This is a genomic window from Aurantimonas marina (genome assembly GCF_017183135.1).
Lineage (GTDB): Bacteria > Pseudomonadota > Alphaproteobacteria > Rhizobiales > Rhizobiaceae > Aurantimonas > Aurantimonas marina.
The window spans coordinates 1-21,090 of the sequence record NZ_JADDXW010000002.1 but is presented as its reverse complement, the minus strand read 5'-3'; the positions used below and the strand labels follow the sequence as shown (position 1 = coordinate 21,090).

General features: G+C 63.1%; 16 protein-coding genes and 1 tRNA gene. 9 read left to right on the top strand and 8 right to left on the bottom strand.

Annotated elements, in window-relative coordinates; all coding sequences use genetic code 11:
- From ING15_RS02820 to ING15_RS02810, 3 genes are all read right to left on the bottom strand, one after another.
- Complete coding sequence (locus ING15_RS02820; RefSeq protein ID WP_206453273.1) at positions 1-1,572, bottom strand: cytochrome c oxidase subunit I; 1,572 nt, start codon at positions 1,570-1,572, stop codon at positions 1-3.
- A 16-nt stretch (positions 1,573-1,588) separates the two neighbouring features.
- The gene (locus tag ING15_RS02815) at positions 1,589-2,191 is read right to left on the bottom strand and encodes a cupredoxin domain-containing protein (RefSeq protein WP_206453272.1); all 603 of its coding nucleotides are present in this window, start codon (positions 2,189-2,191) and stop codon (positions 1,589-1,591) included.
- 277 nt (positions 2,192-2,468) lie between these two features.
- Complete coding sequence (locus tag ING15_RS02810; RefSeq protein ID WP_232845531.1) at positions 2,469-3,224, bottom strand: competence/damage-inducible protein A; 756 nt, start codon at positions 3,222-3,224, stop codon at positions 2,469-2,471.
- Positions 3,225-3,452: 228 nt separating this feature from the next.
- On the opposite strand from ING15_RS02810, the gene wrbA reads away from it, so the two are divergent.
- Positions 3,453-4,052 (top strand): NAD(P)H:quinone oxidoreductase, encoded by a 600-nt coding sequence (wrbA, locus tag ING15_RS02805; protein WP_206453271.1) that lies wholly within the window; start codon positions 3,453-3,455, stop codon positions 4,050-4,052.
- Positions 4,053-4,172: 120 nt separating this feature from the next.
- On the opposite strand, the gene ING15_RS02800 is transcribed toward wrbA, so the two are convergent.
- The gene (locus tag ING15_RS02800; protein ID WP_206453270.1) at positions 4,173-4,667 is read right to left on the bottom strand and encodes a 6-pyruvoyl trahydropterin synthase family protein; all 495 of its coding nucleotides are present in this window, start codon (positions 4,665-4,667) and stop codon (positions 4,173-4,175) included.
- A 40-nt stretch (positions 4,668-4,707) separates the two neighbouring features.
- Entirely contained in the window at positions 4,708-5,379 is a 672-nt protein-coding gene (gene folE / locus ING15_RS02795) for a GTP cyclohydrolase I (RefSeq protein WP_206453269.1), read from the bottom strand.
- 212 nt (positions 5,380-5,591) lie between these two features.
- Between folE and ING15_RS02790 the strand changes: the two genes are divergently transcribed.
- Together ING15_RS02790 and ING15_RS02785 are read left to right on the top strand one after the other, a co-directional pair.
- Positions 5,592-6,077 carry an oxidoreductase gene (locus ING15_RS02790; RefSeq protein WP_206453548.1) on the top strand — a complete coding sequence of 162 codons (486 nt, stop codon included), beginning with the start codon at positions 5,592-5,594 and terminating at the stop codon, positions 6,075-6,077.
- 25 nt (positions 6,078-6,102) lie between these two features.
- Positions 6,103-8,442: a putative bifunctional diguanylate cyclase/phosphodiesterase gene (locus tag ING15_RS02785; RefSeq protein ID WP_206453268.1), complete on the top strand. Its 2,340-nt coding sequence runs from the start codon at positions 6,103-6,105 to the stop codon at positions 8,440-8,442.
- A 68-nt stretch (positions 8,443-8,510) separates the two neighbouring features.
- On the opposite strand, the gene ING15_RS02780 is transcribed toward ING15_RS02785, so the two are convergent.
- Positions 8,511-8,723, bottom strand: a complete 213-nt coding sequence (locus tag ING15_RS02780) for a hypothetical protein (RefSeq protein WP_206453267.1) — start codon at positions 8,721-8,723, stop codon at positions 8,511-8,513.
- Between the two features lie 157 nt (positions 8,724-8,880).
- Between ING15_RS02780 and ING15_RS02775 the strand changes: the two genes are divergently transcribed.
- Positions 8,881-8,966, top strand: a tRNA-Leu gene (locus ING15_RS02775).
- A 156-nt stretch (positions 8,967-9,122) separates the two neighbouring features.
- Positions 9,123-10,925 carry an adenine deaminase gene (gene ade, locus ING15_RS02770; protein WP_206453266.1) on the top strand — a complete coding sequence of 601 codons (1,803 nt, stop codon included), beginning with the start codon at positions 9,123-9,125 and terminating at the stop codon, positions 10,923-10,925.
- Positions 10,926-10,965: 40 nt separating this feature from the next.
- On the opposite strand, the gene ING15_RS02765 is transcribed toward ade, so the two are convergent.
- Positions 10,966-11,841, bottom strand: coding sequence for a GIY-YIG nuclease family protein (locus ING15_RS02765; RefSeq protein ID WP_206453265.1), 876 nt, complete (start codon positions 11,839-11,841; stop codon positions 10,966-10,968).
- Positions 11,842-12,309: 468 nt separating this feature from the next.
- On the opposite strand from ING15_RS02765, the gene ilvA reads away from it, so the two are divergent.
- The 4 genes from ilvA (at position 12,310) to fdhF (ending at position 19,764) form a co-directional block, all read left to right on the top strand.
- Positions 12,310-13,563 carry a threonine ammonia-lyase IlvA gene (gene ilvA / locus ING15_RS02760; RefSeq protein ID WP_206453264.1) on the top strand — a complete coding sequence of 418 codons (1,254 nt, stop codon included), beginning with the start codon at positions 12,310-12,312 and terminating at the stop codon, positions 13,561-13,563.
- 45 nt (positions 13,564-13,608) lie between these two features.
- Positions 13,609-14,802 (top strand): MFS transporter, encoded by a 1,194-nt coding sequence (locus ING15_RS02755; RefSeq protein WP_206453263.1) that lies wholly within the window; start codon positions 13,609-13,611, stop codon positions 14,800-14,802.
- Positions 14,803-15,079: 277 nt separating this feature from the next.
- Entirely contained in the window at positions 15,080-16,771 is a 1,692-nt protein-coding gene (locus ING15_RS02750) for an NADH-ubiquinone oxidoreductase-F iron-sulfur binding region domain-containing protein (RefSeq protein ID WP_206453262.1), read from the top strand.
- Positions 16,768-19,764 carry a formate dehydrogenase subunit alpha gene (gene fdhF, locus ING15_RS02745; RefSeq protein WP_206453261.1) on the top strand — a complete coding sequence of 999 codons (2,997 nt, stop codon included), beginning with the start codon at positions 16,768-16,770 and terminating at the stop codon, positions 19,762-19,764. The genes ING15_RS02750 and fdhF overlap by 4 nt, the downstream gene beginning before the upstream one ends.
- A 106-nt stretch (positions 19,765-19,870) precedes the next feature.
- Here the strand turns inward: fdhF and ING15_RS02740 are convergent, their stop codons facing one another.
- Positions 19,871-20,851 carry an NAD(P)H-quinone oxidoreductase gene (locus ING15_RS02740; RefSeq protein WP_232845530.1) on the bottom strand — a complete coding sequence of 327 codons (981 nt, stop codon included), beginning with the start codon at positions 20,849-20,851 and terminating at the stop codon, positions 19,871-19,873.
- Positions 20,852-21,090: the final 239 nt, after the last annotated feature.

Below are 21,090 nucleotides of genomic sequence, written 5' to 3'. Positions count from 1 at the left end.
TTATTCGGCCGGAACTGTGGCCGGGCGAACCCGTGCCTCGTCGCTGACGAGCCACGGATCGCCGGCCGCCAATGGCCCGCGCGTGGCGCTCCAGACGATGTTGAAGACGAAGACCAGGAAGCCGAGGCCGATCAGATAGGCCGCGCCGGTCAGCATCATCTGCGCGCCCGTCCACTCGGCCAGCGGCAGGTAGTCGACGACCCATCGGGGGAAGTAGGCATAGCCGAGCGCATACATCAGCATGACTTTGGCGAAGATGCCGACCTGCCAGATCCAGAAATGGATGTCCGCGAGCGCCCGATTGACCATTCGGCCGGTGAAGTAGGGATACAGGAAATAGACGCCGGCGATCGCCATCTGCCCGGCGAAGCCGAGGAACATGGCGTGGAAATGCGCCGGCACCCAGTAGGTGTTGTGAATGAAGTCGCTGTCGATGGAAATCTGGGCGTTCAGGAATCCGGTGACGCCGCCGATGATCAAAAAGAAGATCGCGCCCATCATGAAGCGGAACGGCGCCGCCGCCATCGCCGAGGCCGGAATCCGATCACTCCAGAGCGTCGCGATCCAGTTGAATACATGCAGGGTGCTGGGAATGAAGATCAGCAGTGTCAGCACCTGGGTCGCCCGCTGCAGGAAGCCATGCACGGTGGATGCTGGCTGGAAATGATGCGGGAACACCACGAAGGACAGTACGGCCAGTAACAGAAAGGCGACAACGCCCGAGGTGTAGCTCCACATCGGCCGGCCCAGTAGCCGCGGCAGCAGCGTGTAGATGATGGCGATCGCCGGCACTAGCGGAAGATAGACGGCCGGATGACCATAGAACCAGAACACGTACATGAAGGTCATCACGTCACCGCCCCGGCCTGGGTCGAACAGCGCGGTGGCGCCCAGCCAGTCTGTCAGCAGGACAGCCCCGGTCAGGCCCAGAAGAGGCGTCGAGAGCATCAGGAGGCTGGCCTCCGATATCATCGCCCAGGCTAGAAGCGGCTTGCGGGTCCAAGGCGCCGGGGACGCGAGCGCGTTGCGCAGCAGCACCATCCCGGCCAGAAATTCCGAGACGGCGACCAGAACCACGGCGAGATAGCCCATCCAGACCAAATCGCCGCCGACCCGCAGCGACATTGGCGGATAGAGCGTCCAGGTGAAATCGGGTCGGCCGATGATCAAGAGTGCCGCCGCGGCGATCAAGGTCCAGTAGCTCGCCTGGGCCGTCCCGGCCCACAGAAGCCGGCCCGTTCCCAGAACCTTGGGCATCAGGAAATAGCAGATCGAGATGACGATCGGGATGACGAAGCCGAAGACCATCAGCATGCCGTGTAGCGTCATCAGCGTCATGTAGGGCTGCGCCCCCATGAACTGGATATCCGGGGCCGCCAGTTCCGTGCGGAACGCCAGAGCGAAGGCCCCGCCCAGCGCCAGCATCAGAAACGATGTCAGGATGCCCTTGACCGCGATGATTCTGTAGTCGTTGGAGAACAGAAAGTCGCGGAGCCCCATCCCGCCGATCAGGTTCTCGGGCCGCCAATGCGGCTTTTCGCCCATGCGTTCGATGTCCAGTGTGCTGGCCATGTCGTGCCGCCTCCGCTCAGGCCATGTCGGCGTCGGCGTCGCCGACGACTAGCCATGCCTTCATCTGCGCGTGGCCGACGCCGCAATAATTCACGCACTGGATGAGGTATTTGCCGGGTTTGGTCGGTGCCCGGATCCAGACCTCTCGATCGGTGCCGGGATCGAATTCGGTGGTCAGGCCGGCGACCGGAATGTTGAAGCCGTGGATCACGTCGTTGCTGAGGATGCGGAACAGCACTTTCTGATCCGGTTCGACGCGTACCGCGTTGCGGCTGATCTTGCCGCCCTCGGTCGTGAAGGCGAAGCCCCACTGAAAGGCCAGGACGGTGATCTGCTGATCGAACGCTGCCCGCGCGGCGGGATCGACGGTCTGGCCGGAAACTCCCCTGTTGCGAAGGTCGGTCTCATAAGCCTGGAAGGTCGCGGTGCTTCGCTGATCGGCAAAAAATACCAGGCTGACCAGAAGAATGACGAAGCCGATCTCCATCCGATACTTCATCCGCCAGCGTCGCGGCCAGAACAGCGCGAGAAACAGTGCGGTGATACCGGCGACGCCCAACGTGAGCGCTATGGCGACCATCAGCGCCTGGTCGCCCATCAGACCCAACGCATTCTGCATGATCGTCCCTCCCACGCCACGGACGACGGGAGTTCGATACTCAATTTGCCCTCAAACTCCGTAGCCGACGAACATTTGAGTGCGACAAATTGGCGCGGTCAAGTTAATTTGCGGCAATAATGTGCCGAATGTCCATTGTCGTCCGATTTGAAGAATCATGTCTCGCACCTGCGAGAATTCGAAAAGTTGTCTCCAAGAAATCGCCTTGATGGCGGTCGATCGGGACCGCGCGGATGCCCTTGACCGGCGCGAACCATTTCGACTCTTGAACGGGAAATCAGCGAGCCTGGAACGCTCCGCTTTCCATCTCGCCCAGCATTGCCTTGACCGCCTCAGCCGCCGCGTCGAGAGCCGCGCGGTCACGCGAGCGGATGACGATTTCGGTCGAGTAGCTGTTGCCGTCGAATTTGGGGTAGGAGCCGATTGCGACGCCCGGATGGTCCTTCGCCAATGCGCGCAGCGGATCGCCGATGTCGCCTTCGCCATACGGGCAGGCGAAGGCGGCGGATTCGATCGCCTGACCAGCCGGTAGCGTATCGACAATCTGGCCGAGCATCGCTTGGAACACTGACGGCACGCCGGCCATGACGAAGACATTGTCGAGACGAAAGCCGGGCGCGACGGAGACGGGGTTGTCGATCAGGCTGGCGCCGTCCGGTGTCCGCGCCATGCGTCGCCGCGCCTCGGTGAACTCCATGCCGCGGCGGGCGTAGTTCTCCGCCAGCCGGCGGAGCGCTTCCGGATGCTCGCCGACGGTCAGACCGAACGCCGCGCCAACGGCATCGGCGGTGATGTCGTCATGGGTCGGACCGATGCCGCCGGACGTGAAGACGTAGTCGTAGCTGCGGCGGAGCGTGTTGAGCGTGTCGGCGATGATGTGCGGTTCGTCGCCGACGATGCGCACCTCCTTCAGATCGATGCCCGCGACCGTCAGGACTTCGGCGAGATGCGCGATGTTGCGGTCCTTCGTCCGCCCGGACAGGAGTTCGTCGCCGATCGCCAGCATCGCGGCGGTGGCTGGCATGGCGATCATGGAGGCACTCCAGGGCGAACGATGGGAAGCAGATAAGAAGGGGCGCTCCGTGACGATGGCAAGGGCGACTCGGACTTCCGATCGCTTGAAAACATCGGCCTGAGCCTGTGTCGCCATTGCGGCGACGGTCCGTCGCGGGATTGCCGCGATCCTTCCCGCCCCCTTTTGCGTTATCTCCCCCAAGGCCCAACAGCCGACAATCGTTCAATCAAAGCGAAGGAGATGAGAATGGCGAAGGTCCTGATCCTCTATTATTCCAGCTACGGTCATATCGAGGCGATGGCCAAGGCTGTCGCGGAAGGCGCCGAAAGCGCCGGCGCCAGCGTCGACATCAAGCGGGCGCCGGAGACCGCGCCGCAGGAGGTCGTCGAGGCGGCGGGATTCAAGACCGATCATCCCTATCCCGAATGCGATCCGATGGAATTGCCGAACTACGACGCGATCATCATCGGCGTGCCGACCCGCTACGGCAACATGTGCTCGCAGATGCAGGCTTTCTGGGATCGCACCGGCCCGCTCTGGGCGAAGGGCGCTCTGGTCGGCAAGGTCGGCGGTGCTTTTGCGTCCTCCGCGACCCAGCACGGCGGCAACGAGGCCACGCTTTTGTCGGCCCACAAGACGTTGCTGCATCAGGGCCTGATCGTGGTCGGCCTGCCCTATGCTTTTGCCGGCCAGATGAACATGGACGAGATCGTTGGCGGCTCGCCCTATGGCGCGACGACCATAGCCAAGGGCGATGGGTCGCGCATGCCGAGCGAGATCGAACTCGACGGAGCCCGCTTCCAGGGCAAACATATCGCCGAGATCGCAGCGAAAGTCGCGGCCTGAGCACAAGGTCGAATGTGTCCGGGCAAGGTCCGGATGCCGGGGGGCGGGTGGTGGCGATGCCGCTGCCCGCCGCTCCGGGCGAGCATTCAAGGAACGCCGCTTCGTCGCGCGGTCGGCGTCTCAGCGGATGGCGTAGATCGCCGAGTTGCCGCCATGTTCGCAGACTTCGACGCTTTCGAGCCAGACACGGTCGCCGCTCTCCGCTTGGAGGAATTTCGAGACATAGTCGAAAACGAATTTCGCCGTTGCCTCGCAGCCCACCGCCGGCAGCACGCGCAAATCGACGAGATCCGCGGCGGCGAGTGACTCGAAGCGCGACAGTTCCGGATCATCCTCGGCGACGATCATCGTATGGTCGAACATCTCCTTCAGCCACGTCTTGACCGGTTTCAGCCCGCCGAAGTCGAAGCACCAATTGTGCCGGTCGAGTTCGAAGGTGGCGAAAACGAAGCGAAAGGCGAGCGCGTATCCGTGGATCAATCGGCAATGGGAGTGTGTGGCCCGCCACTGGCGAAAGCAGCACGAGAGTCCCTCGCTGTGATCATAGGCTTTGGTCGAACGGTAGATCGCCCGCGGCTCGATCGTCGAGGAGGCTGCGCGGACTTGCTGGTTCATCGAAATCTCCTGGAACGGGTCGTCGAGGCAGCGGGCAGACTCAGTCGCCTGCGCCGCGTTCCAACGCAAGGCATTCCTGCAGGAACTCGGCTTTGAGGGATCGATCGCTGTCCATTTCTCCAAAATAGCAACAGCTGACCATGCGGCTTCGGTGGGATGCCTTGATCCCGCGATGGGTCTTGCACATGTGCACGGCGCTCATCCGGACGGCCAGACCGCGAGGTTTGGTCCGCTCGCAGATGAATCGCCCGATCTGATTGACCAGTTCTTCCTGGATCTGCAGGCGCGCGGAAAAATAATCGACGATTCGATCGTATTTGGACAGACCGATGAGCTTGCCGCCGGTGGCTGGCAGAATGCCGATATAGGCGTGGCCATAGATCGGCATCAGGTGATGGGCGCATGTCGAGCGCACATCGATCGGTCCCGTCACGATGAGCTGGTCGTAGCCTTCGGCATTGTCGAATTCGGTGATCTCCGGCGGTGCCGTATAACGGCCGCGCAGAATCTCCTCCACGTACATCTTGGCGACCCGCTCCGGGGTGTCGCGGGTGTTGTGGTCGCTTTGGTGATCAATCTGGAGGATGTCGAAGAGTTCGCCGAGCTTGGCGGCAACCAAGACCCTCATCGCCTCCCGCCCGGCTTGATCAATATCCTCGACCCGTTCGTTGCACAGTTGCTGGTGAAGCGATTTTGCGGGATGAAAGTTCATGGGCGTCCAACCTCCCCAATTGGCTCGGTGACGTTTAATACGCATACTTTATGGTTTTATTAAAATTCGATCGGGGCCATAACGCCGCCGATCTTTCTGCCGCGTTGGTCGCCTTCATCAACGGTTAGCATTCGCTGCGCATAATCCCGCGTCTGCAAATGGAAGGAAGTGACATGCTTCGACCACGAGCAAAGCTTGCCCCAAGCGCTGCCATGGCGGGATTTTGTCTCCTGTTCGCGGGGGCGGTCGCCTATGCCGAAGGTCTCCAAAGCCCCGCTGGAAAGCCGATTTTGACGGTGTCCGGCAAGATTGAGGTGACCAATGCCGGCGACAGCGCTGAATTCGATCGGGAGATGCTGGAAGCGCTCGGGACTGTCACTTTCGAGACCATGACGCCGTGGTACGACAATCCGGTGAAATTCGAAGGCGTCCGGCTGGACAAGCTGATGACACTGCTCGGCGCTCGTGGCACACGGGTGAAAGCCGTGGCACTGAATGACTACAGCACCGAGATCCCGATCGAGGATTTTGCGAGGCACGGCACCATCATCGCCCTCAAGCGGGACAGCGAATATATGCCTGTTCGGGACAAGGGACCGCTCTTCATCGTCTATCCGTATGACAGTGACGTAGCGCTGCAGAGCCAGACTTTTTACGGCCGCTCGGCGTGGCAACTCTCCAAGCTGATCGTTGAATAACCTTTCCGCTCGCGAGAAACCCACAATGGCGATGCGACTCGTCCAACTGCTGCTGGCGGTTACTGTGGGCTGCTTCGTCCTGGCGACGGCTTACATTTCCAACCTGATCGTCGACCGCCAACAGGCGCTTCGACAAGTGGCCAGCTACAACACGACATGGGCGGTGACCCAAGCGCTGGTGGAATTCACGCGCTTGCAGCAGCGTGTTTCCGCCATCGCTGTCCCCGGCAGCGGCGTGGACGGCGACGAGGTCATGCTTCGCTTCGATATCCTGCTGAATCGGGTCAACATCCTGAAGCAGGGCGAGGCGGCCGAATTCATCGAGAAGGATTCGCATGCTCGCCGGATCGTTCAGCGTCTGGAAGACGTGCTCACCTCGGTTGAGCCGCTGTTGGCGCGTGCCGGCGAACCGGTCATTGCTCGCCAAACCGAGCGGTTGCTGTCACCCTTCGAATCGGAACTCGCCTCGCTTGCATCCTTCGCGACTCAACTGGGGGCGGAGCGCGTCGCGGAGGATCAGAAGGCACTGCTGCGCCTCCATTACATCTTCACGGGACTGGCTGCCGGCCTGATCGTTTGTGGCATTGCGCTGATCCTGCTGCTGGTCTGGAACAACCGGCTGCTGGGCCGGGCACACGACGACCTTCACGACCTGGCCGACGACCTCAGAGCGACCTCGGCGGCGCTGCAGACCCAAAATCATCGGTTCAGGGCGGCCTTGAGCAACATGTCTCAGGGCCTGTGCATGTTCGACACGCAAGGGCACCTGGTCGTGTGGAACGAGCGATTTGGCGAGATGTTCGGTCTATCCTACACGGCGCTGCAGCCGGGCGTTCCGCTCGATCGGTTGGTGAGGGAAGCCGACGAAGCGGATTGCTCGGCGGCCCTGAGGCAGATCCACGCGCAGCAACAAGGACTGATTTACGATCACCGGAGTTCGGTTTTTGTCCAGGAGTGCTTCGACGGGCGCTCCATTTCGGTCACGCACGCCGCGCTCGGGGACGGCGGTTGGATCGCGACATACGAGGACATCACCGACCTGCGCCGGGTGGAACACCAGATCGTTCACATGGCGCATTTCGACTCGTTGACCGACTTGGCCAACCGGGTCCTGTTCGGCGAGAGATTGGATCAAGCTCTGTCCCGCGCCCTGCAAGACCAGAGTTTCCTCGCCATCATGTGTCTCGATCTCGACCGGTTCAAGGACGTCAACGACACCCTAGGCCATCAGCGGGGCGACGAGTTGTTGAAATGCGTGGCCGACCGATTGCGCCGCAACGTCCGCGAGAAGGATCTCGTTGCGCGCGTCGGGGGCGACGAGTTCACGCTGCTTCTCCTGCCGTCTGACGAGCCTCGCGACCTCGCCGCAATTGCTTCCCGGCTGATCGAGGCGGTCGGCGCGCCCTACGAAATCGACGGACAGGAAGTCCTGATTGGGCTGAGCATCGGTATCGCCGAGTTCAAGGGGACGGCGGATAACGCGGGTGTCCTTCTCAAGCAGGCCGATCTCGCACTCTATGAAGCCAAGACCAGCGGAAAACGAACGTTCCGCTTCTTCGAACCTCAGATGGATGACCAACTCCAAGCTCGCAAGGGACTGGAGGCCGACCTTCGCAAGGCGCTTCCGAATAACGAACTGGATGTCTTCTATCAGCCGATCATCAATGCCGAGCGTGAGGAAATCTGTGGCTTCGAAGCGTTGGTCCGCTGGCGCCATCCGACCCGGGGAATGATCCCCCCATCCGAATTCATTCCGGTCGCTGAGGATATCGGGCTGATCGTCAGTCTGGGCGACTGGGTCTTGCGGCAGGCCTGCGAGCGAGCGAGCAGATGGCCGGCGGCGATCAGGATCGCTGTCAATCTTTCCCCGGCGCAGTTCCGCAGCCAGGCGCTCGTGCAAGCAGTGGTCAACGCCTTGGCCGCTTCCGGCCTTTCCGCCGATCGCCTGGAACTGGAAATCACCGAATCGGTGCTGCTGGAAGACAGTGAGCACACCTTGACGATCCTTCACCAGCTGCGCGAGTTGGGCGTTAGGGTCGCCCTGGACGATTTCGGAACGGGGTATTCGTCGCTGAGCTATCTGCGCAGCTTTCCCTTCGACAAGATCAAGATCGATCAGTCCTTCATCCGCGACATGTCCGACAATTCGGACCATCTGCCGATCGTCGAACTCGTCATCGCGCTCGGCAGGGATCTCGGTGTGACGACCACCGCCGAGGGAGTGGAGACGGAAGAGCAGTTCTGCAAGTTGCAGGCACTCGGTTGTACCGAGTTGCAGGGTTATTTTTTCGGCCGTCCCAAACCGGCGTCGGAGATTCGCTTGCCCGCAGGGAGAACCAAAAGGCGCAGCCGGACGGCTGCGTGAAATCTGGATCGCCCTCAGTTCCAGACAAGGCTCGCGGTCGGCTACCGGGCCATGCGAAGCTTCGGGAGTCAGGCCTTGAAGCGTAGGTGACTCCGACGTGGGAATCCGCGGGCCGGCAGCGCCAGTTCGTTTTCCAAGGCATGCCGCAGGCGATCCAGCGCCAGGTTTTGTCGCTTCAGGCATGTGAGCAGGCCGGAGGCGTAAAGGCCCTCGAACGTGTCGAAAACAGGCGTTCCGCAAGAATGGGTGGAGGTGTCGGGACGGTCCAGATATTTCCTCATGCCAGCCCCCATTTCTGCCGCACCTGCAACGAAAACATCATCGCAAGCGAGACGGTACGCCTTTTTTAGCGGGAACGTCAGTGGATTTTTCGTGAACTGTGGCAATTGTGCACAAAACTTGACACCGCTCGCGGCTTGGAGTTGTGCTCCGCCAGGAGCGGGCGTGGCGGAATGGTAGACGCAAGGGACTTAAAATCCCTCGGGCTTCGTCCCGTGCGGGTTCGAGTCCCGCCGCCCGCACCAGCTATCGGAAGAGGTTGCGGGCCTTTCTTCGACCGTTGTTTTGCACGCAAATCGCAACAGTTGTAATGCGAGATCAGTGTAGCATAGCTGTCTGGGCCATCACGCTTTCTTGTTCGATTCGACTTCCGGAAAACGGCGCAAGGGTGTGGATAAGTCATGAGCACGTACCGTCCAGAGCCCTTCGATACCGTGGCGTCGCAACTTGTCGATGTCGCCATGGGGCGCGCCGCCGCTGACCTTGTGGTGCGCGATGCGCGCTGGGTGAACGTGCACTCCGGCGAGATCATTCCCGCCACCGACATCGCGGTGAAGGCCGGGCGCTTCGCCTATTGCGGTCCTGATGCGGCTCATACGATCGGCGACGAAACCTGTGTCGTCGACGCCGCCGGACGTTATGTGATGCCGGGGCTCTGCGACGCGCATATGCATGTCGAAAGCGGCATGGTGACGGTGACCGAATTCTGCCGCGCGGTGATTCCGCATGGCACGACCTCGATGTTCATCGATCCGCACGAGATCGCCAACGTGCTCGGCCTTCCCGGCATCCGGCTGATGCATGACGAGGCGCTCGAACAGCCCGTGAATGTCTGGGTGCAGATGCCGTCCTGCGTGCCCTCGGCGCCGGGACTGGAAGAGGGCGGGGCGATCCTCGGACCGGCGGAGGTCGCCGAGGCGATGGGCTGGCCGGCGATCATCGGGCTCGGCGAGGTGATGAATTTTCCCGGCGTCGCGGCGAACGACGCCACGATGGTCGGCGAGATCGCGGCGACCCGGCGAGCCGGCAAGACCGTCGGCGGGCACTATGCCTCGCCGGATCTCGGCCGGGCTTTCCACGGCTATGTGGCCGGTGGTCCGGAAGACGACCACGAGGGCACCCGCATGGAGGACGCGGCGGCGCGCGTGCGCCAGGGCATGAAGGCGATGCTGCGGCTGGGCTCGGCCTGGTACGACGTCGCCGCCCAGGTCCGAGCGATCACCGAAATGGGTCTCGATTCACGGCACTTCATCCTGTGCACCGACGACTGCCATTCCGGCACGCTGGTGCGCGACGGCCATATGGACCGGGTCGTCCGCCACGCGATCAGCCAGGGTTTGAAGCCGATGACGGCGATCCAGATGGCGACGATCAACACCGCCGAGCATTTCAAGCTGGAGCGCGAGATCGGCTCGGTGACGCCGGGCCGGCGGGCCGATTTCCTGATCGTTTCCGATCTGGCGGAACTGACGATCGACGAAGTCTATGGCCGCGGCGTGCGTCTGGCGGCGGACGGAGGGCTTGAAGCCGATATGCCGGCCTATGCCTATCCGGCCACGGCCAAGGATACGGTCAAGCTCGGCCGGCCGCTAGTGCCTGAGGATTTTCGCGTCGCGGTGCCGGCCGGGGCGGGCGACACAGCGAAGGTTCGCGTCATCGGCGTGGTCGAGAACCAGGCGCCGACCAGGGCGCTGACGGCGACCGTGTCCGTCGCGGGCGGTGTGGCGATGCCGGATGTCGCCGGTGACGTCTGCCGCATCGCATTGGTGGAGCGTCACCGCGCGAGCGGCGAGGTGGTCAACGGCTTCGTCTCGGGCTTTGGCTATAAGGGGCGCTGCGCCATGGCCTCGACGGTGGCGCACGACAGTCACCACATGATCGTCGTCGGCACGTCCGAGGAAGACATGGCGCTGGCCGCCAACCGGCTGGGCGAGGTTGGCGGCGGCGTGACCTTCTTCGCAGACGGCGAGGAGAAGGCGCTGATAGAGATGCCGATCGCGGGGCTGATGTCGGACGAGCGGGCCGAGATCGTCGCGGCCAAGGCCGACCGGCTGATCGAAGCGATGCGCGAGGCCAGCTGCACGCTGAACAACGCCTATATGCAGCACTCGCTGCTGGCGCTGGTGGTGATCCCGGCGCTGCGTATCTCCGACAAGGGCATCGTCGACGTGGACAAGTTCGAACTGGTGGATTTGTTTGTGTGAAGGGGGCGGCGCGATACGTAGCCTGAAGAAGGTGCTCAGCTCACCGGAGTCGAACCGTGGCCAATCTGGATAAAACAGTCATTGGGTCGAGGCCGACGTAAACCTCGTTATTGTTGGGCTCTGTACGATAGTTAGCAAACGCCTCGCCGAGTTGCTTTTCCACGTCAATGGCATCGTGAATTGAGCCGATGGCTTGGTCCGTGTGAAGTACCCATTGCGGCTCACCGGATAGGCGGAATTTGTTGAATTCGCTCACGCGCTGTTTTGCATCCTGTGCGTGGCCGATCTTCAGGACACGGCCGCCTCTCCCCAGGGTAGCAACGTAGATGCTGTTTGTGGCCTCAGTGTTCGGTTCGATCTTATAGCCGTTCAGAGCGAAAGGGTGCTTCTGACGAAGCTGTTGAACGCGGGCCGCCATGGTCTGGTAGTGCGGGCTCATCACCTCCAACTCTTCGCCATTGGAAGCGAGCAGATCCTTAAGCGTGGCGGCCAGCTCTTCATCCACTTCCTGGAGGGTGGTAATGGCGCGCTGGGTGTGGGTCGTAGATGTATACCCAGTCAGGTCGCGAAACTCCGGAGCATCTCGGATGATCCACGTACGGATCGGCTGAAGGGCGTAAGGCCAGCGATAGCTGCCGCTTTTGAGCCTGTCCCAGGCATTAATTGCCTCGATCCCGAATTCGGCAGTATCTGCTGTGCTGTGGCTTATCTGCCAGACATTGATGACGCGCCCCTTCAATTCGTCGGGGATTTGTACGGTAGAATCGCCGGGAGTGCGACTTACAACGCCAAAGACCAGATTGCCTTCCTGAGTGCTGCGGATGGCGACCGTGCGATTCTGTTTGCTGGCAAAGGTCAGTGGGCCTCCCCGGCTCCCGGAGCTGCCCCATACGTAGGTATAAAATACTTCTGTCATTATACCCCCCGCCCCCATTGCGCCATCCTTCTACAGCTTAACATCGAAATCGAACGCTCCGTAAGGATGCACCGTCGACTTCATTGAAATCGCACTACGAGATTGGGACGTATCCAAGGCGTCGCCGGCAGTCACAATGGTTCGGATGATGGCGGGTCTCCGGCCCAGAGAGGCCCCGCCTTTACAAATCCCCCTCGATGGCCGATGGCTGAGGGCAACGGCAACCGGATGCGGGAAAGGGGCGTGCGATGGTATCGGATATCTCGATCGGCGGAGCCGCGATCCTGATTATCGGCGCCGGCGCGTCTGATCCCCATGCCGCCTCGCGGTATGGTGTGGAACGGACCCGTCCGGCTCGCGGTGGTCGGCCCGCCAGCGCCATCGCCTCCTGATCGCCGGGACACCCCGTCGATCCGCACATCTCCCGGGAACGCCACGCCGCGCGCCCCAAAATCCAAGAACCGTTTCATGACCACTTCCGATTTCCGTACCCGCGTCGCCAGCGCGGAGGACGCGCTCCGCGCGCTGTTTCCCGAAACACCGCTGCAGCTCAACGAGCATCTGTCCGCGCAATACGGCGCCCGCGTTTTCCTCAAGCGCGAGGACCTGACGCCGGTCCGCTCCTACAAGATCCGCGGCGCCTTCAACTTCATGCGCAAGCGCATCGCGGCCGGCTCGGCGACGGATAAGTTCTGCTGCGCCTCGGCCGGCAATCACGCGCAAGGGTTCGCTTTCGCCTGCCGGCATTTCGGGCTCGAGGGTCGCATCTTCATGCCGGTGACGACGCCGCAGCAGAAGATCGACAAGACGCGAATCTTCGGCGGCGACGCGGTCGAGATCGAACTCGTCGGCGACTTTTTCGACGACTGCTACGCCGCGGCCAAGGCCTATTCCGCCGAAACCGGCGCGTCGATGGTGCCGCCCTTCGACCATGAGGACATCGTCGAGGGCCAGGCCAGCGTCGGGCTCGAGATCGAGCGCCAGCTCGACGGCGAGGCGCCGGACATGGTGATCCTGCCGGTGGGGGGAGGCGGGCTTGCCTCGGGGCTCACGCGCTATTTCAACGGCGACGGGGCGCCCGAATTTCACTTCGTCGAACCACTCGGCGCGCCGAGCCTGCGCACCAGCCTCGCCGAGGGAAAACTGGTTCGCCTGCCGCAGCTCGACGGCTTCGTCGACGGTGCGGCGGTCGCCGAGATCGGCCAATTGCCCTTCGAGACGCTGCGCGGTTTCGGGGCGGAGCGGGTGATCCTGTCACCCGAGGGACGCCTCTGCCAGACCATGCTGGAGATGCTGAACGTCGAGGGCATCGTGCTGGAGCCGGCCGGGGCGCTGGCGATCGATGCGCTGCGCAGCCTGGGCGAGAGCGTGCGCGGCAAGACCGTCGTGCTGGTCGTCTCCGGCGGCAATTTCGACTTCGAGCGGTTGCCGGACGTCAAGGAGCGGGCGCTGCGCTTCGAGGGCCTGAAGAAATACTTCATCCTGCGGCTCGCCCAGCGCCCCGGCGCGCTGAAGGATTTTCTCGACTATCTTGGACCCGATGACGATATCGCGCGCTTTGAGTATCTGAAGAAATCGGCGCGCGATTTCGCCTCGATCCTGATCGGCATCGAGACCAAGGATTCGGCGAATTTCGCCGGGCTCCTGAAGCGGTTCGAGGAAGGGGGCGTCAGCTACCAGGACATCACCGACAACCACATTCTTGCCGATCTCCTGATTTGATCGGGTCGGCGCCGGTCGCCTTTCCAGCATCGAAGGAAACCGCCGATGACCGGCGTCGCCAGTCTCGCCGTCACCTACATCCTCTCGCAGTTTTTCCGCTCGTTTCTCGCGGTTCTGGCGCCCGAACTGACGCGGGATCTGGGGGTTGGCGAGGCGGCGCTGTCGAGCGCGGCGGGGCTATGGTTCATCGCCTTCGCGCTGATGCAGTTTCCGGTCGGCTTCGCCCTCGATCGCTATGGACCGCGCCGCACGGTCGCGCTCTTCCTTCTTGCCGCAGCCGCGGGCTCGACGCTGTTCGCTTTCGCCAACGGGGCGGTTGCGATCATCGTCGCGATGACGCTGATCGGGGCCGGCTGCGCGCCGATCCTGATGGCGGCGTTCTTCATCTTCGCGCGGACCTTTCCGCCGCGAAGGTTCGCCATGTTCGCGTCCTGGTTCGTTGCCTTCGGTCTTGGAGGCGGCGTGCTCGGCTCGGCGCCGCTGGCGCTCGCGGTGGAGGCGATCGGCTGGCGCCAGGTAATGGCCGGGCTTGCCGTGGTGACCGTGCTGCTGGCCTTGATCATCATGTGGGTGGTGCGCGATCCGCCCTTGCCGGCCACTGAAAACACGGCCGATGGCGGCTCGCTTCTCGACCTTCTGCGCATGCGTGAACTCTGGCCCTTGATGGCGATGGCCTTCGTCGCCTATGCGCCGGCGGCAAACCTCCGCGGCCTGTGGGCCGGACCCTATCTCGCCGACGTCTACGGTTTCGACCTGGCGGGGGTGGGCAATGCGACCTTGGGCATGGCCGTCGCCCTGATCCTGGGGACGGTCGCCTACGGGCCGCTTGATGTCATTTTCCGGACCCGCAAATGGATTCCCATCGTCGGCTCGTCGGCGACCGCGCTTTTGCTGGCGGGGCTGGCCATCCTCGGCTCTGGTTCTGCCGTCACGGCTATCATTCTGCTCGCCGCGATCACGCTGTTCGGTGCCAACTACGCCCTGATCATGGCCCATGCGCGTAGCTTCATGCCGCCGCATTTGGTCGGGCGCGGGATTACGTTGCTGAACTTTTTCTCGATCGGCGGCGCCGGCGCCATCCAGTTCCTCTCCGGCGGCGTCTTCGCCCTCGTCGATCCGGCAATGTCGTCGGAAGCGGCCTACGCTACCGTTTTCGCCTTCTACGCCCTGTTGCTGGTGGCGGGCCTGGCTGCCTACGCCTTCAGTCGTGACCGGCCACCGGAAACCGCGGGGCGGTAGACAGGCTCACGCTGACGCAAGCGCTTGGAATTCGATAGCAATCGGATCGGCAATGCATCGATCGACGCCTTGCATCACATGGCTGGCGTGTTAGGGTAATCACCCCGGACAGGGCTCCCGGAGGGATAGCGGGCGTGGCGCCACCTGATCGCCAGCAAACGGATCGCATCCCGGCCATTTCATTTGAGGACCGCAGAGTTTTCGTGGAGATCTCCGCGGAGCTTGAGCGTGGGAATTGATGTTTCGCCGATATCCGCGAAACGGGGGGAGCCGAATTATGCTTGACCAACCGGCCGCGCCAATGCCGCGCAAACGCGACAGCGCCAAGCCAAAAGGACGCCAGCTCGACGAGAGGGCGCACCGCGAGGTTCACGATCTGCTCGGGGATCGGCCGCGGCGGCGCGACCTCCTGATCGAGCATTTGCATCTGATTCAGGATCGATTCGGCTGTCTGCAGGCCAAGCATATTCGTGCATTGGCCGAGGAAATGCGGCTCAGCCAGGTCGAGATCTACGAAGTCGCCTCCTTCTACGACCACTTCGACGTGGTGAAGGAGGGCGAGCCGACGCCCGCGCCGCTGACCATCCGGGTCTGCGATTCGGTGACCTGCATGTGCATGGGCGCCGAGGATGTGATCGCCGGACTGGAGGCGGACGTCGATCCGGCCAACGTGCGTGTCTTGCGCGCGCCCTGCATGGGCGGCTGCGACGTGGCGCCGGCGGCGAGGATCGGCGACCGCGAGGTCGGCCACGCCAGCGCGGCGGGGCTGCTCAAGATGGCCCAGACCGGCGAAACCGGCGTCCTGAAGCCCGACTACGAGGAGCTGGCGGCCTACCGGGCCAAGGGCGGATATGGAATTTGGGAGCAGGTACGCTCCGGTGCGTTGTCGGCCGATGCCGTGATTGAGAAGCTCAACGACGCATCACTGCGCGGGCTTGGCGGCGCCGGCTTCCCGGCTGGTAAGAAGTGGGGCTTCGTGCGCGGCTATTCCGGCCCGCGCCTGATGACGATCAACGGTGACGAGGGCGAACCCGGCACCTTCAAGGATCGCTACTATCTCGAACGCAACCCGCATCCGATGTTCGAGGGCGCCCTGATCGGCGCGCATGTCGTCGAGGCGGAGCGTATCTACCTTTACATGCGCGACGAATATCCGGCGGTGCTGGAAATCCTGCGGACCGAGATCGCCGCTCTGGAAGCGGCCGGACTGGTCGCGCCGGGCTTCATCGAGCTGCGGCGCGGGGCAGGGGCCTATATCTGCGGCGAAGAAAGCGCGATGATCGAGTCGATCGAGGGCAAGCGCGGCCTGCCGCGCCACCGGCCGCCCTACATCGCCGAGGTGGGTGTCTTCGGCCGTCCGACGCTCAACAACAATGTCGAGACGCTCTACTGGGTGCCGAAAATCCTCGAACACGGTGTCGAGTGGTTCCGCGCGCAGGGCAAGCCCGATCATCCTGGCATGCGCTCCTGGTCGGTCTCCGGGCGGGTCAAGCAGCCAGGCGTCAAGGTCGCGCCCGCAGGGGTGACGATCCGCGAGCTGATCGAGGATCACTGCGGCGGGATGGCCGACGGCCACAGCTTCAAGGCCTATCTGCCGGGCGGCGCGTCGGGTGGGATTCTGCCGGCGAACCTCGATGACGTGCCGCTCGATTTCGGCGGCAAGCTCGCGGAACTGGGTTCCTTCGTCGGCAGCCACGCGATCGTGGTGTTTTCCGATGCCGACAACATCAAGGACGTGGCGCTGAACCTCGTCGATTTCTTCACCCATGAAAGCTGCGGCCAATGCACCCCGTGCCGGGGCGGTACGGAGAAGATGGGAAAATTACTAAGGACCGAAGGCAAGCTGGACGAGGCGACGATCCGCGATCTCGAACAGGTCATGCGCGATGCCTCGATCTGCGGGCTCGGGCAGGCGGCACCGAACCCGGTGAACCATCTGCTGCAATATTTCCGGGAGGATTTGTCATGAGCGGTTCCGAAAATATCAACGGCACGGCGAATCCGGCCGACACGCGCAACATCTCGCCCGACAATTCGGCGGGCCGCGCGGCGTCCGCTGACGGTGGTCACGTCCCGGGCGATCACGCCGACCGCCTCGAGACGCAAGCCGAGCGGATTACCTTCACCCTGGACGGCCAGTCGGTTTTCGCCGCCAAGGACGAAACCATCTGGCAGGTCGCCAAGCGCGAGGGCAACCGGATTCCGCATCTGTGCTATCTCGACAAACCGGGATATCGTTCGGACGGCAATTGCCGGGCCTGCATGGTCGAGGTCGAGGGCGAGCGGGTGCTGGCGGCATCCTGTCAGCGCAAGGTTGCCGACGGCATGGTCGTGAAGACGGCGAGCGAGCGTGCGAAAAAATCGCGCGAGATGGTCTTCGAGATGCTGGCCGCCGACATGCGCCCGCCCGAGGAGAGCCCCGACAGCCAGTCGTCCTTCTGGAATTGGGCGGCGGATTTCGGGATCACCGGTTCCAAGCGCCTGCCGTCGAAATTCGACGGCAGGAACCCGTCGTTGAATGGTGATGCCGGGCCGGACGGCGTGGCGGCGTCGACGACGCACGGGATGCCGGACAACACGCCGGGCATTCACGACCTGTCCAATCCGGCGATCGCGGTCAATCTCGATGCCTGCATCGCCTGCAATCTGTGTGTGCGCGCCTGCCGCGAAGTGCAGGTCAACGACGTGCTCGGCATGGCCGACCGCGGCCATCACGCAGTGCCTGTATTCGACATCCACGACCCGATGGGTTTTTCGACCTGCGTGACCTGCGGCGAATGCGTCCAGGCGTGTCCGACCGGCGCGCTGTACGAAAAGACGCTGATGGACACTAACGGGCGCAAGCGCGTCGTCACCGAATTCGACAAGGTGACGGATTCGGTCTGCCCGTTCTGCGGTGTCGGCTGCCAGACGACGGTCTATTCCAAGGACAACAAGATCGTGCTGGTCGACGGCCGCGATGGGCCGTCGAACGAAAACCGGCTTTGCGTCAAGGGCCGCTTCGGCTTCGATTACGCCATGTCGAAGGACCGGCTGACCAAGCCGCTGATCCGCCGCGACGACGCGCCGAAGCACGGTGATATCGACATGCGCTTCATGGACGTCTCCGACGTCTTCCGCGAAGCGACCTGGGAAGAAGCGATGGATCGGGCCGCGTCCGGCCTCACCGAGATCCGAGATTCGGATGGCGGTGGCGCGATTGCAGGTTTCGGTTCCGCCAAAGGCTCCAATGAGGAGGCCTATCTCTTCCAGAAGCTCATCCGACAGGGCTTCGGCACCAACAATGTCGATCACTGCACGCGGCTGTGCCACGCCTCGTCGGTGGCGGCACTGCTGGAGGGCGTCGGCTCGGGCGCCGTTTCCGCGCCGTTCATGGATGCCTTGAAGGCCGATTGCGTCATCGTCATCGGTGCCCGGCCGGGCCAGAACCATCCGGTCGCCGCGACCTATCTCAAGCAGGCGGCGAAAAATGGCACCAAGCTGATCGTGATGGACCCGCGCGGCCAGGAACTGATGCGCCACGCCTCGCACGGGTTGCGCTTCAAGCCCGGCACCGACGTCGCCCTCCTCAACGCAATGCTGCATGTCATCATCGAGGAGAAGCTGTACGACCAGCAGTATATCCAGGCCAATGTCAGCGGCTTCGAGGCGCTGAAGGAGAAGGTGAAGGATTTCGCACCGGAAGCGATGGCCGAGGTCTGCGGCATCGCGGCTGAGGTGATCCGCGACGTGGCACGCATCTACGCCACCTCGGAACGCTCGATCATCTTCTGGGGCATGGGCATTTCCCAGCACACCCACGGCACCGACAACTCGCGCTGCCTGATAGCGCTGGCGCTGATCACCGGCCATGTCGGGCGTCCGGGCACCGGACTGCATCCGCTGCGCGGGCAGAACAACGTGCAGGGCGCGTCGGACGCCGGGCTGATCCCGATGTTCTTCCCGGACTACCGGTCCGTCGAGAATGTCGATATCCGCGGCGAGATGGAGGATTTCTGGGGCCGAACGCTCGATCCCACGAAGGGCCTGACCGTCGTCGAGATCATTGACGCGATCCATGAGGGATCGATCAAGGGCATGTATGTCATGGGCGAGAATCCGGCGATGTCGGATCCGGACCAGATCCATGCGCGCGAGGCTTTGGCCAAGCTCGACCATCTCGTCGTGCAGGACATCTTCCTCACCGAAACCGCATGGCATGCCGACGTCGTTCTGCCGGCATCCGCCCATGCCGAGAAACTCGGGACCTATTCCAACACCAATCGCCAGGTGCAGATCGGGCGGCCCGCGATCGACATGCCGGGCGAGGCGCGGCAGGACTGGGAATTGATCGTCGAGCTCGCCAATCGCTCCGGGCTCGACTGGTCCTATGACGGTGTGCCGGCGGTGTATGAGGAAATGCGGCAGGTCATGGCCTCGCTGAACTACATCTCCTGGGACCGGCTGGAGGCGAATGAGAGCGTCACCTATCCGTCGAAGCCCGACGGCGAGGAACAGTGGGTGGTCTTCAGCGATGGATTCCCGACCGCTGACGGGCGCGGCCGCATCGTGCCGGCCGATCTGCGCGCGCCGGACGAGGTGCCCGACGAGGAGTTCCCGATGGTGCTGACCACCGGGCGGCTGCTGGAGCACTGGCACACCGGGTCGATGACCCGGCGCGCCGAGGTGCTCGACGCGATCGAGCCGGAGGGCATCGCAGCGATGAATCCGCGCGAGATCGCCAGGCATGGTTTGCGTGCCGGCGAAATGATCGCGGTGGAGACCCGCCGTGGCACGATCGAGGCCGTCTTACGGGCCGATCGCGAGGTCGCCGACGGGATGGTGTTCATCCCATTCTGCTTCAACGAATCGCCGGCGAACCGTCTGACCAATCCGATGCTGGACCCCTACGGCAAGATCCCGGAGTTCAAGTTCTGCGCGGCGAAAGTCTCGGCCGCGTCGGTGCAAGAAGCCGCCGAATAGGGCAAGGTTTGGGTCGCCGGGCAGCCCGGCGGCCGAGAACAGCAAAACGCCGACGAAGCGAGCCAGCTTCGTCGGCGTTGTTGTTTCCGGGCGGGTCGGCGGAGCGTTACGGCGTCAGCAGGATCTTGCCGCGATGGCGAGCCGCTTCCATCATCCTATGCGCCTCGGCCGCCTGTTCGAACGGCAACACCGCATGAGTGTTGGTCTTCAGCGCGCCGCCCGCGAACAGCGGCCAGACTTTTTCTTTGAGGTCCGCCGCCACCGCCGCCTTGAACGCGTCGGGACGGCTACGCAGCGTCGAGCCGGCATAGGTCAGACGCTTGAGCATGACGGGCATCAGGTCGATCTCGACCTTCGATCCCGCGTTGAAGGCGAGTTGCACGATGTGGCCGTCGGCCTTGGCGGCCTTGATGTTACGGGCGATGTAAGGCCCGCCGATGATGTCCAGGATCAGGTTCGCACCGCCTGCCGCGCGAACGATCTCGACAAAATCCTCCCTGGTGTAGTCGATCGCGCGTTCCGCGCCATTGGCGAGACAGAATTGCGCGTCGTCGGCATTCGCGCAGGTGGTGAAGACGCGCATGCCGAGCGCCGCGCCCAGTTGTGTCGCGGCGGAGCCGATGCCGCCGGCGCCGCCATGAACCAGAAAGATCTGGCCCTCGGTGGATTCGCGCCCGAGGAAGCAATTGCTCCAGACGGTGAAGAAGGTTTCGCAAAGACCCGCCGCGTCGATGTCGCCGACGCCCTCCGGTATGGGCAGGCAGTGGCCGGCGTCGATCACCACATATTCGGCGTAACCGCCGCCATTGGTCAGCCCGCAGATTCTATCGCCGACAGACCAGGCCGTTACGTCCGCGCCGAGCGCGGCGATTTCGCCCGAGACTTCGAGGCCCAACAGATCGGAGGCGCCCTTGGGCGGCGGGTAGTGGCCGCGCCGCTGCACGAGATCCGGACCGTTGATCCCGGCGGCGGTGACCTTGACCAGCACTTCGTGAGCGGCCGGAACCGGAAGCGGACGCGAGCCGATCTGGAGGACGTCCGGTCCGCCGGCCTCGCACATCTCGATTGTCTTCATGGTGTCTGGCATCGCTTATGTCTCCTTGGCTGCCCCATCACGCATGATGGCCCCGCGCGGGGGCCATCACGACATAGAATGCTTTAAATTGGAAAAGGGTGCGGTTTCAAATCGCCGACACGGCGTTGGCGCGGGAGCCTGTCGCGCCGGTCTTTTTCGTGTGCCGTCGTCAGCCCTTGAGGAGTTCGACGAGAGTCTTGCCGAGCTGGGCGGGGGAGGGCGAGACGCGGATGCCGGCCGCTTCCATCGCC

Bases quoted from the DNA above. Each gene is read 5' to 3' on its own strand.
- fdhF (WP_206453261.1), top strand. From the start codon at position 16,768: ATGAGCGGTTCCGAAAATATCAACGGCACGGCGAATCCGGCCGACACG.
- ING15_RS02800 (WP_206453270.1), bottom strand. From the start codon at position 4,667: ATGAACCAGCAAGTCCGCGCAGCCTCCTCGACGATCGAGCCGCGGGCG.
- ING15_RS02820 (WP_206453273.1), bottom strand. From the start codon at position 1,572: ATGGCCAGCACACTGGACATCGAACGCATGGGCGAAAAGCCGCATTGG.
- ade (WP_206453266.1), top strand. From the start codon at position 9,123: ATGAGCACGTACCGTCCAGAGCCCTTCGATACCGTGGCGTCGCAACTT.
- ING15_RS02740 (WP_232845530.1), bottom strand. From the start codon at position 20,851: ATGCCAGACACCATGAAGACAATCGAGATGTGCGAGGCCGGCGGACCG.
- ING15_RS02750 (WP_206453262.1), top strand. From the start codon at position 15,080: ATGCTTGACCAACCGGCCGCGCCAATGCCGCGCAAACGCGACAGCGCC.
- wrbA (WP_206453271.1), top strand. From the start codon at position 3,453: ATGGCGAAGGTCCTGATCCTCTATTATTCCAGCTACGGTCATATCGAG.
- ING15_RS02765 (WP_206453265.1), bottom strand. From the start codon at position 11,841: ATGACAGAAGTATTTTATACCTACGTATGGGGCAGCTCCGGGAGCCGG.
- ilvA (WP_206453264.1), top strand. From the start codon at position 12,310: ATGACCACTTCCGATTTCCGTACCCGCGTCGCCAGCGCGGAGGACGCG.
- ING15_RS02815 (WP_206453272.1), bottom strand. From the start codon at position 2,191: ATGCAGAATGCGTTGGGTCTGATGGGCGACCAGGCGCTGATGGTCGCC.
- ING15_RS02780 (WP_206453267.1), bottom strand. From the start codon at position 8,723: ATGAGGAAATATCTGGACCGTCCCGACACCTCCACCCATTCTTGCGGA.
- ING15_RS02755 (WP_206453263.1), top strand. From the start codon at position 13,609: ATGACCGGCGTCGCCAGTCTCGCCGTCACCTACATCCTCTCGCAGTTT.
- folE (WP_206453269.1), bottom strand. From the start codon at position 5,379: ATGAACTTTCATCCCGCAAAATCGCTTCACCAGCAACTGTGCAACGAA.
- ING15_RS02790 (WP_206453548.1), top strand. From the start codon at position 5,592: ATGGCGGGATTTTGTCTCCTGTTCGCGGGGGCGGTCGCCTATGCCGAA.
- ING15_RS02785 (WP_206453268.1), top strand. From the start codon at position 6,103: ATGGCGATGCGACTCGTCCAACTGCTGCTGGCGGTTACTGTGGGCTGC.
- ING15_RS02810 (WP_232845531.1), bottom strand. From the start codon at position 3,224: ATGATCGCCATGCCAGCCACCGCCGCGATGCTGGCGATCGGCGACGAA.